The organism is Limobrevibacterium gyesilva, from assembly GCF_025989185.1.
GTDB lineage: Bacteria > Pseudomonadota > Alphaproteobacteria > Acetobacterales > Acetobacteraceae > Limobrevibacterium > Limobrevibacterium gyesilva.
On the sequence record NZ_JAPDNT010000052.1, the window covers coordinates 1 to 12,307 of the forward strand.

The 12,307-nt window shown below is 65.4% G+C and carries 14 protein-coding genes and 1 tRNA gene; 6 read left to right on the plus strand and 9 right to left on the minus strand.

All coding sequences use genetic code 11. The annotated features are described in order from the left end of the window. The 8 genes from OL599_RS24880 to OL599_RS26235 form a co-directional block, all read right to left on the minus strand. Nucleotides 1-957, minus strand: a 957-nt coding sequence (locus tag OL599_RS24880) for an IS256 family transposase (protein WP_264716751.1), incomplete at its 3' end; no start/stop codon positions are given. Nucleotides 958-1,072: 115 nt separating this feature from the next. Next, the gene (locus OL599_RS24885) at nt 1,073-1,303 is read right to left on the minus strand and encodes an SRPBCC domain-containing protein (protein ID WP_264716752.1); all 231 of its coding nucleotides are present in this window, start codon (nt 1,301-1,303) and stop codon (nt 1,073-1,075) included. Between the two features lie 46 nt (nt 1,304-1,349). Further along, on the minus strand, nt 1,350-1,715 hold the full coding sequence (locus OL599_RS24890) for a YciI family protein (protein ID WP_264716753.1): 366 nt from the start codon (nt 1,713-1,715) through the stop codon (nt 1,350-1,352). A 137-nt stretch (nt 1,716-1,852) separates the two neighbouring features. Next, complete coding sequence (locus OL599_RS24895) at nt 1,853-2,224, minus strand: YciI family protein (protein ID WP_264716754.1); 372 nt, start codon at nt 2,222-2,224, stop codon at nt 1,853-1,855. A 35-nt stretch (nt 2,225-2,259) separates the two neighbouring features. Beyond that, nucleotides 2,260-2,676 carry a VOC family protein gene (locus OL599_RS24900; RefSeq protein ID WP_264716755.1) on the minus strand — a complete coding sequence of 139 codons (417 nt, stop codon included), beginning with the start codon at nt 2,674-2,676 and terminating at the stop codon, nt 2,260-2,262. A gap of 115 nt (nt 2,677-2,791) precedes the next feature. Next, on the minus strand, nt 2,792-4,030 hold the full coding sequence (locus OL599_RS24905; RefSeq protein ID WP_264716756.1) for an RNA polymerase sigma factor: 1,239 nt from the start codon (nt 4,028-4,030) through the stop codon (nt 2,792-2,794). A gap of 977 nt (nt 4,031-5,007) precedes the next feature. Continuing rightward, complete coding sequence (locus OL599_RS24910; RefSeq protein ID WP_264716757.1) at nt 5,008-5,292, minus strand: hypothetical protein; 285 nt, start codon at nt 5,290-5,292, stop codon at nt 5,008-5,010. After that, nucleotides 5,250-7,094, minus strand: coding sequence for a tyrosine-type recombinase/integrase (locus tag OL599_RS26235; RefSeq protein ID WP_408886994.1), 1,845 nt, complete (start codon nt 7,092-7,094; stop codon nt 5,250-5,252). Before OL599_RS26235 ends, OL599_RS24910 begins: the two co-directional genes overlap by 43 nt. Before the next feature lie 168 nt (nt 7,095-7,262). Between OL599_RS26235 and OL599_RS26240 the strand changes: the two genes are divergently transcribed. The 6 genes from OL599_RS26240 to OL599_RS26245 all read left to right on the plus strand — a co-directional run bounded on the left by OL599_RS26240 (nt 7,263) and on the right by OL599_RS26245 (nt 12,228). Then, entirely contained in the window at nt 7,263-7,511 is a 249-nt protein-coding gene (locus OL599_RS26240; protein WP_408886995.1) for a helix-turn-helix domain-containing protein, read from the plus strand. A gap of 153 nt (nt 7,512-7,664) precedes the next feature. Continuing rightward, nucleotides 7,665-8,249 carry a hypothetical protein gene (locus OL599_RS24915; protein ID WP_264716758.1) on the plus strand — a complete coding sequence of 195 codons (585 nt, stop codon included), beginning with the start codon at nt 7,665-7,667 and terminating at the stop codon, nt 8,247-8,249. 90 nt (nt 8,250-8,339) lie between these two features. Next, a complete protein-coding gene (locus OL599_RS24920) occupies nt 8,340-8,726 on the plus strand; it encodes a hypothetical protein (RefSeq protein WP_264716759.1) in 387 nt (128 codons plus the stop codon). Nucleotides 8,727-8,765: 39 nt separating this feature from the next. Further along, nucleotides 8,766-9,425, plus strand: a complete 660-nt coding sequence (locus OL599_RS24925; RefSeq protein WP_264716760.1) for a tyrosine-type recombinase/integrase — start codon at nt 8,766-8,768, stop codon at nt 9,423-9,425. A gap of 2 nt (nt 9,426-9,427) precedes the next feature. After that, complete coding sequence (locus tag OL599_RS24930) at nt 9,428-10,501, plus strand: tyrosine-type recombinase/integrase (RefSeq protein WP_264716761.1); 1,074 nt, start codon at nt 9,428-9,430, stop codon at nt 10,499-10,501. Next, nucleotides 10,498-12,228, plus strand: a complete 1,731-nt coding sequence (locus tag OL599_RS26245) for a recombinase family protein (protein WP_408886996.1) — start codon at nt 10,498-10,500, stop codon at nt 12,226-12,228. Before OL599_RS24930 ends, OL599_RS26245 begins: the two co-directional genes overlap by 4 nt. On the opposite strand, the gene OL599_RS24945 is transcribed toward OL599_RS26245, so the two are convergent. Next, nucleotides 12,185-12,261: transfer RNA gene (locus OL599_RS24945), tRNA-Met, on the minus strand. The genes OL599_RS26245 and OL599_RS24945 overlap by 44 nt on opposite strands. Nucleotides 12,262-12,307 lie beyond the last annotated feature (46 nt).

Below are 12,307 nucleotides of genomic sequence, written 5' to 3' on the forward strand. Positions count from 1 at the left end.
CGGGAAGTCCATGTGCGCCAGCACGTCGGCCTCGCTCTCGTCGATGAATCCGCCGAGTTTGGGCCACTTCGCCCGGAGCTGGTCGGCGACGTGGCGCAACGTCTGGCTGGCCGTCGCGCGGTCGGGTTGAATGAACGCCTGGCGCAAAGCGGCCGAGACCATGCTCTGCTGGCCCTTGGGCACATACGAAAGGGCATTGCGCATCCAATGGACCCGGCAGCGCTGCCAGGAGGCGCCCATCACCCGGCGGATCGCGGCCTTGAGGCCCTCATGGGCATCTGAGATGACCAGCTTCGCCCCGCGCAGCCCGCGGCGAACGAGGCTCTTGAGGAACGTGGACCAGAAGGTTTCAGCCTCGCTGGGTCCGATGTGCAGGCCGACGATCTCGCGTTTGCCCTCGGTGTTGGCCGCCACGGCGATTATTGCCGCTACCGAGACAATGCGGCCGCCCTCGCGCTGCCTGAGGTAGGTCGCATCCAGCCAGAGATAGGGCCAGTCGCCGACCAGAGGGCGGTCGAGGAAGGCGCCGACGCGCTCGTCAATGTCGCGGCACAGCTTGCTGACCGTGCTCTTGCCGATCCCCGAAAGCCCCATGGCCTGCACCAGGTCATCGACGCGCCGGGTCGAGACGCCGCCGACCCAGGCCTCTTGGATCACGGCCACCAGCGCCTTCTCCGAGGTCTTCCGGGGCTCGAGGAAAGGCGGGAAGTAGCTGCCCTGCCGCAGCTTCGGGATCCGCAGCTGCAAGGACCCAAGGCGCGTGTCCAGGCTCCGATCCCGATAGCCATTGCGATACGTGGTCCGCTCGCCGGATCGCTCATGGCGGCCGGCGCCGATCAGCCCATCCACATCGCTCTCCATCAGCAGCTGCACCACAGCCTCCGCCACGCTGCGCAGGAAGTCGCCATCGCCGGCTTTGGCCAACAGTTCGGCCAGCGGTAGTCTGTCGTCGGTCATCGGGTCCTCGTTCGGTTCGGGGTAGAGCCTCGCAACTCCACCTTAGCCAGCCGATCCGATGACCACCTCCGCCTACACCGTTATGCCGTCGGAATTTCCACCACGACCTCGGACACTACCGGACGAGCTCGACATATTCGCCGCCAAACGCATGGCTTTTGCCCGTTGTGAAGTTCCGGAAGGACATTTTGAACGTGCCGCCGACTTTCGGTTCCAGATGATGCACAGTGCAGACAAAGCCGTTGGGCGGAAGCCATTTCGCGAGCGCGTCCGCCTCGAGGAACGCGCGATAAACTTTCTCTGGTCTGGTTGCCAGAACGCGGTGCAAACGTATGGTGTTCGGCATACTCGTTTATCCTTATATGAATCGAGGGAATGGAAGTTGGCGCCGATCAGGCGCCTGGTATCGGCAGGACCGGCATGATCTCCACGGACTCGCCGGGAAAGATCGTGAAATGCGGATGTTTCTCGAACAGCCTGGCGGCCGCCTCGTGCGATTCCGCCCTCACGACCATGAAGGCGCCCATTTCGTTGCTCACGTCCTCGATGCCGCGTTCGGTGATCTTCTTCGTCTTGCCGAGCGGCCCGCCCATGGCGGAAACTGCCGCGTGATGCTTTTCAACCCAAGCTTTCCAGGCGGCCATGCCCTCCTGTTCCCTGGCACGCCGTTCGGCTTCGGGAAGCGCCATCCACGCCTTCATGCGCGGGCTGGTTTTGCTGCCGAGAAAGACGGCAAGGTAGGTATCATTCGTGGTCATGCGGTTTCCTTTCCTCTGCGGATTGCGGGCCGAAATAAGAGTTCAACATAGCGAAGCAGGTGATCGCCGCTCGCAGCGGCGATGCCCGCGCTGTCTTTGACCGTTGCTAATATGAACGCGCTCTGCAGCACTGCTATTTAGCGAGGCGCCGCCTGGTGTGAGAACGAGTGATATCCGGCGACGCTGAGCTCCCGCACGGGGCGAACTTCGATGCTGCCATATTTTACCGGCGGTATCCGCGCTGCGATGTTGAGCGCTTCATTGAGATCTTTCGCGTCGATCAGATAGAAGCCTGCCAGCAGTTCCTTGGTCTCGGCAAAAGGGCCATCATAGAGCGCGGTCTGGCCGTTGCGCAGACGGACCGTCGTCGCCGTATGTCCTGGATGGAGCGGCTCGGCGGCGACGAGGCGCCCGCTTTCCGCCAATTCCTTGGCGAAGTCGAAGCATTCCTGGTCCGGGCATGCGCTCCAATGAGTGTCATCGAGGTAAACCAAACAGAGATATTTCATGGTCCTTGCTCCTCATAAATCCTGAGTGCTCCGGATCATTGAGCATGCGGAAGAGCGGCGGCGGGGTCCATCCACATCACTTCCCAGATATGGCCGTCGGGGTCCTCGAAGCTCCGGCCATACATGAAGCCGAAATCCTGTATCGGCGTCGGGTCGGCCTTGCCGCCTGCGTTCGCTGCCTTTTCGACCATCGCCGACACGGCGTCCCGGCTGTCTTCCGACAGGCACAACAGGACCTGGGCGCTGGCATGGGCGTCGACGATCGGCTTGGACGTGAACTGGCGCCACTTGTCGTGGGTGAGCAGCATGGCATGGATCGTCTCGGAAATGACCATGCAGGCTGCCGTATCGTCGGTGAAATTCGCATTGTTCGTGGCACCCACCGCCTCGTAGAAGGCCATCGACCGTTTGAGGTCGGTCACCGGCAGGTTCACGAAGATCAGCTTGCTCATCCTATTTCCCCCTTCAGGAAGCACCGGCATCGGCGCCTGGTATTCCTAGTCGCGCGGGGAGTCGCGATTTCGACAGGGGCGGGAAAATTTTGTCGAAAATTCGCGGGACCGGGCCCTAGCTGGCAGGCAGCCGATCGAGCTGCCGCTGGAAATAGCGCTTCGCCGGCCCCTGTTCGGACAGCTCCAAAGCCCGGCGGTAGGCGTCGCAGGCCTCGTTATATCGATCCGCTCGTCGGCACAAATCGGCACGCGCGGCATGGGCCGGGGCGTAATGCGCAAGCTCGGGCAGGCGCATAAGCTCTTCGACGAGCGCCAGCCCCGCCGCCGCGCCATCGCGCATGGCGAGGGCCACGGCGCGGTTGAGCGCGATCACCGGCGAAGGTTCGATGCGCAGCAGCGCGTCGTAAAGTCCGACGATCTGCGCCCAGTCGGTTTCCGCCCAGCATAGCGCGTCGGCATGCACCGCAGCGATTGCGGCTTGCAGCGCATAGGTGCCGATGCGGCCCGATCGGAGCGCCTGCTCGGCCAATGCCTGGCCTTCGGCGATGGCCGCGCGATCCCAGCACGCCCGATCCTGCTCTTCCAGGCTTATGAACTCCCCGGCAATCATCTCGCGCGCCGCCCTCCGCGATTCGTGCAACAGCATCAGCGCGAGCAGGCCGATCGCTTCGGGTTGCGGCAGCCGGTCCCGGAGCAGCCGCGCCAGCCGAATTGCCTCCTGCGAAAGCTCCGGGTTGGTTGTCCTCTCCCCGGTTGATGGCGCATAGCCTTCGTTGAAGATCAGATAGATGACCCTCAGCACGCTTGGCGATCGCTCCGGCAACTCATCGGCTTCCGGGACACGATAGGGTATCCGAGCATCGCGGATTTTCGACTTCGCCCGCACGATGCGCTGCGCCAGCGTCGTGGGTTTCACGAGAACGGCCCGCGCTATGGCCTCGGTCGCCAATCCGCACACTTCGCGCAAGGTCAGGGCAATCTGCGCTTCCTCAGCGAGGCTTGGGTGACAGCAGGTGAAGATCAGGCGAAGCTGGTCATCCTCCAAGACGTCCTCTTCATCGGGGAGAGCCGCCGGGTCGGGTTCGGCCTCGACCACGTGGACGACGTCGTCCAGCGGGACCAGGCGCCCGTCGCGACGCATACGATCGATCGCTCTGAACCGTCCGACCGAGACAAGCCAGGCGGTGGGATTACGCGGCACGCCTTCCACGGGCCAGCGATCGGCAGCGATCCGGAAGGCTTCATGGAGCGCCTCCTCGGCCATATCGAATCCGCCCAGGAGCCGAACGAGCGTGGCGAAGACCTTTCGGCCATCGCGGCGATATGTTTCTTCGAGTGCGTTGGGACCAGGCATATTTATCCATCTAGCGTGGAATATGCCGGCGAGCTAACCGGCTCACTCCTGTGAGTGTGTCCATTTATCACGGGCCATGCCTAGATGGAGACGGGTAGCTACCGGCCGGGCCCGGCGGCCGGATGTCTGATTTAAGCGCATTCCGCCCTGAAGCGGACCGGCAGAAAGCCACCCATGTCCGTCACGAGCCTATCCCGCTCGCATGTCCGCTTCGGAGAAACGGTCGGGGTCGGCTGAATGGCTGATGTGGGCGCGAAGCAGCCGATCTTGCCGTCTGCAACTTTATGGCAGCTTCACCCCTAAGACCGGACCTCGCAGGGCCGGACGCGAAGGTCCGAGAAGGGTCGACGGCTGCCGTTGGTTATCCCCATGAACGAACGTCTGCTTGTTGCCGTTGCGCACTCCAAAGCAGCTGTTCCGGTGTCGGCCAATGCTCGCTATCGAGTGACGCTTGGCGCCTGTCCCTCGGGCGTCCGCTTTCGGAGTTGATGCCGACGTCCCTCTTCCGGGACGGCTTGCCCGTCGTCGTGCCTTCGGGCCGGCCAGCGTGGGTGGAGAATTTCTGGCTTATCTTCACTCCTTGACGCTTACGATGAGCCAGAAATCCTCCGCTCCTCAACCTCCCCCACCTGTCTCATGGGCCCTGACGCTGGGCAGGGCCTCGAAGGATGCGGAAAGCGTGTGGCCCCCCACCGCTGGCGAGACGGACCAAGTCGAATGCAAGACGAGCTTCGGCCCGAGCATCCCGCGGCGTGACTACGCGCGATCGCTGCTCCGGCAACAGCCGCGGCGGCGCTTCACCACTGCCACAAGTAGTGAAGCGGCACGGCCACCCCCTTCCAGGCTAATTCTCTTCACGGACTGATACGTTGGCGCATCCCTGCCGTTGGACAGTGGCAATGGGCGGGGGCCGCTTGGGAGTTGGAGGGGCGTTGGGTCGGTGCCGCCGGGTCCAATGATCCGCTCGTCCCGCTGGCCTATTTTTCAATCCCCGAGCGCGCAAAGGCTTGCAATAATCTCGCTACGCTGCGGCTGCCGCTGTCCTCCGACTTGAGCAGCATGGCGGAAAGTCGGCTGCACAGCTTGATGATCTCGCCGCTCATGCGCTCGGTCCGGCCGGGCCATCGCGTGCGCGGCGCCGGGCTGCTGCAGAACTCGGCCCAATCCTCCATCATTTCGGCGCGGAGGTCATACGCATCGCCCCGACGATACGCGAGCGTCACCGCATTCCCCGCCGCATGCGCGAGCGCCGCCTCGGCCACTCTCTCCGGGTAGAAGGTCCCGTCACAGGCCCAGTCCATGAACGAACTTCGAAAGCCGTAGGGCACGGGCACCCTGCCGGTCTTGCGATCGCGATAGGTGACGTTCGGGGGCCTCTTTGAGTCACGACACATCCTCCGCAGGACCATGGTAAGCGCCGCGTCCGAAAGGGGCTGGCCCCGACGTGCCCCGGGGAACACCAAGGCGTCGGGGTCTGTCCCGTTGCACCCCGCTCGCGGAGGAGTGCCACGGCGGCATTGCTCAATGGTATGTCGAAGTCCTCGTCGTTCTTCATGTGGTGGGCGGGAATGCGCCATCGCCGCAGCTCCAGGTCGAATTCTCTCCACGCGGCCAAGCGTAAGGCTCCCGGGCGCGAGATCGTCAGCACGTGCAGTTCGAGCGCTCTCGCAGAGATCCCTGGGGTGGACCGCAGTTGCTGCATGAAGACCGGCATTTCCTTCCAAGGCATGGCGGGGAAATGCGTGACGCGGCGGGACTTCCCGGTGGCGTTCAGCGCCTGCTTGAGAAGCGGGCCCCATTGGGCTGGATTGGGTCCGTCGTGGCGCTTTTTCGCGATAGCGTGGGCAAGGATCGCCTCCAAGCGGCCGCGCACCCGCCTCGCTGTCTCGGCCTTCGTGTGCCATATCGGCTCGAGCACCGTCACCACGTCATCCAGGTTGATCCGCGAAATCGGCTTGTCCCCGATCAGCGGGTGGACGTACGTGGCGAGTGTCGCCTTCCATTGCGCTCGATGCTTGTCGTTGCGCCACTGGGACCAGCGCTTGGCTATGACCAGATCCGACACCTCCTTCAGCGGTGTGGAGCGGTCCGCCGAGAGCTGCCGGTCCTCGTCCTGGGCGTCCCGCACCTCCCGAGGGTCCCGGCCCTCGTTCAGAACTCCTGTCCACTTCTCGGCTGAAATGCGTGCTTGGGCGAGGCTGACCCTCTCCGCGGGACCGAGACCCATGGCGTGCGCGCGCCCGGCGAGCTTGTAGCGAAACAGCCACGAGCGCCGAGTGGCGCCGCGGACCTGCAGCCAGAGCCCCCCGCCGTAGCCATACCGCCCGAGCTCCGTCTCGAGCGGCCGTTCCGGCCTCCAATGCCTTGCCATTGGCCCGTCCTCCCCTCCGGCCCACACCCCGGCCCACGCCGGGGGCGCGCACGGGAAAGTAGCCCAGGGCGCAAGCCCCCGGAGAAAACACCCTCGTGACCAGTATGTTGACAAAGGAGTCTGCGAAGGTGGGCGAAGGTGGACGAAGGCAGACGAAAGCACCGCTGGCGGAGAGGGTGGGATTCGAACCCAGGGTCCCAAGATTAAAAGCCTGAGCGGCGGATAACGTGGTGGGGGTCCTACGACCGGAATAACGTCGGTCGGTCGCGGCGTGCCCACAGGCGGCGTCGGTGACCATCCAGCAAACCCGCGGAAACCGCAGCGATTGGATGCGCCACATATTCCTGGCTGTGCAGGGCGCTTCGGTTGGCATGGCAGGCGGCATCCTCCGGGTGCCGGGCCGAACTTCTTCGAGCCGCAATACCGAGGGATCATTGATCCGGGACAGGACAGCGCCGATGACCTTGCCCGAAGGATTCGCGCGGTCGCTGGACCCGTTTCCGGGTTCAGGACCGGCGGCCGTCGGTCGGCTCGAGACGTGCCCGTCCGCTGGGACGCCTGGCGAATCGCTTGACCGCCATCCACGGAGCAAGTAGCAGTCAAGGCGAACAACGGGCCGGCGCTTGTCCGTAGGCCAGCATCTTCTGAGGAAGTGTTGGCCATGTCCGTCCCGAATTCGCGGTTGCATTTCATTACCTGCCCGATCGACGAACCGCACCCTCCCGGTGCCCGCGTCGACTTGCCGCCAGGCGTGGCGGAGCGGCTCGTTCCGCTCGTCCGCCTCCTGGCACGGCAGGCGGCATTCTCGGACTTCGCCCGGTGTCGGTCCCGCGGGCCGGTTCCCGCCGGACCGTCCGACCAATGACGCGGTCTCCCCGATCCCCACGTGCCGCCGCGGCGCCCACGGCCGCGCCGCTGGAGAAGCTCCTCACCCTCGGTGAACTGGCCGCACTGGCCCAGGTTTCCGTTCGCACCTTGCAGCGCCATATCGACCAGGGACGGCTCGGATGCGTGCACATCGGACGCCAGATCCGCTTCCGTCGCTCCGACATCGAGCGTTGGCTGGCGAATACTCACACTGATGCGGGGCGAGGAGATGACGCCAAATGACCGCAACTGTCATGTATTGATGTGAACAACGCTCGTGTAGTGACTGCTACAGACCGTAGAAGACCGGCCTTTATGGCGAACTCTATTCATTTTGTCTTCTCCTGTCCTATGCTGACATCACGTGTCGTCTTTCGTCCTCCCGGAGGGATCACTATGGATGCCGACGCCGCCCGTAACAGCCCGCCGCGCGACCTGAAAGGCGTGCTGAATTTCATTGTGACGACGAGCCTGTGCAACCAGCGCCAGGCGCGCGAGCTCGCCTCCGCTATCCGCTCCTTCGGCGCATGGGCGGGCCTGCGGTTGGACCACCTTCCGGCTGACACAGCGGCGATCCGGCGGCACGTCGAACGGCTCCATCCCGAAGCGGTCGGCGTGTCACCCGCCCGCTTCGCGAACGTGACGTCGCTGCTCAACCGGGCGCTCACCCTGGCCGGCGTGAAGCCGTGCAACCGGCCCGTGGCGGAAGCCCTGAGCGTCGCCTGGAACACCGTGTTCGCGAGCCTGTCGAACCGCTATCTGCGGAGCAGCCTTGCACCCTTCGCCCGCTTCTGTTCGGCGTCCGGCGTCGCGCCAGACGCTGTGTCGGATGGCGTATCGTCCCTCTACCTCGAGCACCTCACGAAGACCTCGCTGGTCAAGGACCCGCAGACCGTTTACCAGACGGTCTGCCGCACCTGGAACCAGGCCCGCGCAAAGGTCCTGGGCTGGCCGGCGGTGACCCTGACGATTCCCTCTTAGGCCAGGACCTACACATCAGACCTGCGTGCCTTTCCCGCCTCGTTTCAAGACGAGGTCGAGGAATACCTGCGCCGGCTCGGCGCTGCCGGCGTGGACGACCTGCTCAACGAGTCGACACCGGCCCGGCCGCTGCGGCCATCGAGCATTGCGGCCAAGCGCTACCAGATCCGTCAGTTTGCCAGCGCCCTGGTTCTGACCGGCGTCCCGATCGAGGAGATCGATGCGCTGGCCGTTCTGGTGACGGCGGAGAATTTCAAGCTGGGCCTGCGGTTTCTCCTCGACCGGGAGCGGCGCGACAAGAGCAACACCCGGACGGCCGGGCAAGTCGCCCACACGATCCGGTCGATTGCCCGGTACCATCTGCGGTTTTCGGAGGCCGAGCTCTCCCCGTTGAACAACATCACGACCAGGCTGAACCGGCACGAGCCGGGTATGACCGAGAAGAACCGGCATCGCGTCGCGCAATTCAGTGACTAGGACGTGCTTGCGCGGTTCCTCGCGCTGCCGGCCCTCGGGATGAAGCGGCTGCTTTGCAAGGGCGACCTGACGCGCCATGACGCGGTGGAGTTCTCGTTGTTCCTGGCGCTGGAAATTCTGATCTTTGCCCCGATGCGGGTGGAGAATCTGGCCAGCCTCCGGCTGGACCTGCACATCAGGCTCCCGAGACCCAAAGACGGGGAGACCGTCATCCTGCTGCCGCGGCACAGCGTGAAGAACGCCGAACAGCTGCAATACCTGCTGCCGGCCGAGACGACAGCCTTCATTCGGTCCTACGTCGAGCGGGTCAAACCGCTTCTCGAAACGACCCCGTCGCCCTTTCTGTTCCCCGGTCGTCCCGGCCACCCGAAGCGCTCCGACACCCTGTCGAAACAGCTCTCGCAGCGCGTGTGGACGCATCTTGGGCTCGAATACTCTCCCCACCTGCAGCGCCATCTGACGGCGAAGATGAATGTCGATGTCCGTCCAGGCGACTACGAGACGGCGCGCCGCCTGCTCGGGCACCGCTCCCACGATACAACCTACCGCTCCTATGAGGGGATGGAGACGGAGTCTGCCGCGCGGCTGCATGATGACCTGATCCGCTCCAAGCGCCGTCATCTGCTGCCACCTGAAGGCCCGGCCCTGACTGCCCCTTCGGGGCCCGGAGCGGGCCACCGGCGGACCAGGAAGATCTGACCGTGGGCTATCCGTCGGTGACGCTGCCCGTGGAACGCTGGCCCGCTGCGGATCGTGATCTGTGGGAGGCTGCCAACCGCTCGGGCGATCCTCTCGAGGATGACGGCCGGGCGGCACATTGGTCGCCCAGGACGCGGCATCAGGTTGCAAAGGACTACGGACGGTTCCTGTTCTGGCTGGCCGGGAACGGGGAGCTCAACGCATCGGAGATGCCGGGATCGCGGCTCAGCCGCGATCGGCTCGAGCGGTATCTGTCCCATCTCCAGGCGACGGGTATGGCGTCGACCAGCCTGCTGTCCCGGTTCCGGGCGCTGCGGCAGGCCATCGCCGCGCTCGACCCCACGGCCGACCTTGCACATCTGGCGCGACTCTGCGCCCGGCTGAAAGCGCGTGCGGTGCCACGCCGGCAGAAGCATCTCCGTCTGGTCGACCCCGCCGAGATCGTTGACAAGGCTCTGGCATATTACGCGTCGTTGATCGCCAGCGTCGGCCCGGTTCCCACGCGCGGCTGCACGCGCGCCCGCGACGCCCTCATGCTCGCGTTTCTGACGCATCGCCCTGTGCGCCTCGCAAGCTTCGCCGGCCTACGCATCGGCGACAGCGTGCTGCGCACCCCCACCGGGATGCGGCTCAGCCTCGGCTCCTCCGAGACCAAGGAGAAGCGGCCATATGACTGCGCCTGCCCGGAGGATCTGCTCGCGCATCTCGATCACTACCTGGAGGTCATCCGTCCCCGTCTGCTCCGCGAAGGCACGAGCGACGCCCTGTGGATCGCCATGGGCGGCACTCCGATGTCAGAATCGACCATCTACTATCAGATCACCTCGATCACGCGCCGACTGCTCGGCCATCCGATCAATCCCCATTTGATTCGGGACTGCGTCCTCACCTCGCTCGCCATCGATGCACCGATGAGCGTTCGCGCCGGCGCGCGACTGCTCGGGCACCGGGACCTGAAGACCGGCGAGATGCACTACAATCACGCATCAGCGGCGTCGGCGCAGCGCGCGCACTTCACCGTCGTCCAGGACTTGCGCGCGCCGCTTCTGGCTGGTGCCAAGGATAAGGACGCATGACACAGCGCGCCGCCGTCTACGCCCGCTACTCGTCGGACAACCAGCGCGAGGCGTCGATCGAGGATCAGGTGCGCATCTGCCGCGCCCGCGCCGAGCGGGAGGGCTGGGTGGTGACCGAGGTCTATGCCGATTACGCGATCAGCGGCGCGACTGCGGACCGGCCGCAGTTCCAGGCGTTGATGGCGGCGGCGCGGTCGGGCCGGTTCGACATCGTACTGGCGGAGGCGCTGGACCGGCTGAGCCGCGATCAGGAGCACATCGCCGGGCTCTACAAACAGCTCTCCTTCGCGGGGGTGCGCCTAGTCACCATCGCCGACGGCGATGTCACGGAATTGCATGTCGGCCTCAAGGGCACGATGGCGGCGATGTTCCTCAAGGACCTCGCCCAGAAGACCCATCGCGGCATCGAGGGCCGTGTGCGCGCCGGCGCCAGCGGCGGCGGGTTGAGCTTCGGCTATCGGGTGTTGCGGCAATTCCGGGCGGACGGCACGCCGACCGCCGGCGAGATGGAGATCGTGCCCGAGGAGGCGGAGCTCGTCCGGCGGGTGTTCAGCGAGTACACGGGCGGCGTCTCGCCGCGCGCCATTGCTGTCGGCTTCAACAAGGCCGGCATTCCCGGCCCGCGCGGCGGCAAGTGGACGGCCTCGCTGATCCTCGGCAATGCGGTGCGCGAGACCGGCCTGCTGCGCAACCGGCTGTATGTCGGCGAGCGGGTGTGGAACCGGCAGCACTTCGTCAAGGACCCGACGACCGGCAAGCGGGTCGCCCGGCCGAACCCGCGGGAAGCCTGGATCATCAGCGCCGCACCGCAGTTGCAGATCGTCGATCGCACGCTGTGGGAGGCCGCGCAGCAACGGCTGGCCGTCGGCCGGCGCCAACTCGGGTCGGCCAACACCGACGGCGAATTGGGATCCCCTGCCGACGGCGCCAATGTCGGTCGCCGCCTTGCCGCTGCCCGGCGTCCGCCATGGCTGTTGTCAGGTCTGGTGCGCTGCGGAGTGTGCAATGGCCCGATGGGCGTGGTGTCGAGCGACGGCCGGCTGGGCTGCGCAAACCGCCGCGAGCGGGGTACCTGCAGCAATCCGCGGACGGTGCTGCGGGCGCGGCTGCTCGAGCGGGTGATGGCGGGCCTGAAGCATCGGTTGCTGGCCCCGGAACTGGTCGAGGAGTTCGTGCGCTCCTTCGTCGCCGAGGTAAACGCCGCCAACCGCACTCGCGGGCAGCAGCGTGCGCGGCTGCAGCAGGAGCACACAAAGCTCGGCCGTCAGATCCGCAACCTGCTGGAGCTGATCAAGGACGGGCACGGCAGCCCGGCGATGGCGCGGGAACTGGCGGGGCTGGAGAGCCGGCAGGACCAGATCGTCCGGGAGATCGCGGGCACCGGCACGCCGGAACCGCTGCCGGTGCTGCATCCGAACCTCCCCGAACTCTACCGCCGCAAGGTCGACACGCTGGAGGAGGCGTTGCGCGATGCGGCCACCATGGCCGCGGCGGCCGAGGCGCTGCGCAGCCTGGTCGATGCGATCCTGGTCTACCCGGGCGAAACGCGCGGTGAAGTGCGGGTGGAGCTGCGCGGAGATCTGGCGGCGTTTCTGTATCTGCCGGAGCCGTCCGACGGCGCACAGACAAGAACGGCCGCATCCCGAAAGGAGAACGGCCGTTCTGGTGGAGTGATGGGAACGTTGGTTGCGGGGACAGGATTTGAACCTGTGACCTTCAGGTTATGAGCCTGACGAGCTACCGGGCTGCTCCACCCCGCGTGGGTGGTCTTGTGGAGGGGTTTGGGTGTGTTGGAAGACCTGGCGG

Bases quoted from the DNA above. Each gene is read 5' to 3' on its own strand.
- OL599_RS24905 (WP_264716756.1), bottom strand. From the start codon at position 4,030: ATGCCTGGTCCCAACGCACTCGAAGAAACATATCGCCGCGATGGCCGA.
- OL599_RS24890 (WP_264716753.1), bottom strand. From the start codon at position 1,715: ATGACCACGAATGATACCTACCTTGCCGTCTTTCTCGGCAGCAAAACC.
- OL599_RS24925 (WP_264716760.1), top strand. From the start codon at position 8,766: ATGAAGCGGCTGCTTTGCAAGGGCGACCTGACGCGCCATGACGCGGTG.
- OL599_RS24885 (WP_264716752.1), bottom strand. From the start codon at position 1,303: ATGCCGAACACCATACGTTTGCACCGCGTTCTGGCAACCAGACCAGAG.
- OL599_RS26240 (WP_408886995.1), top strand. From the start codon at position 7,263: ATGACGCGGTCTCCCCGATCCCCACGTGCCGCCGCGGCGCCCACGGCC.
- OL599_RS24900 (WP_264716755.1), bottom strand. From the start codon at position 2,676: ATGAGCAAGCTGATCTTCGTGAACCTGCCGGTGACCGACCTCAAACGG.
- OL599_RS26245 (WP_408886996.1), top strand. From the start codon at position 10,498: ATGACACAGCGCGCCGCCGTCTACGCCCGCTACTCGTCGGACAACCAG.
- OL599_RS26235 (WP_408886994.1), bottom strand. From the start codon at position 7,094: ATGAAATGCAACCGCGAATTCGGGACGGACATGGCCAACACTTCCTCA.
- OL599_RS24895 (WP_264716754.1), bottom strand. From the start codon at position 2,224: ATGAAATATCTCTGTTTGGTTTACCTCGATGACACTCATTGGAGCGCA.
- OL599_RS24915 (WP_264716758.1), top strand. From the start codon at position 7,665: ATGGATGCCGACGCCGCCCGTAACAGCCCGCCGCGCGACCTGAAAGGC.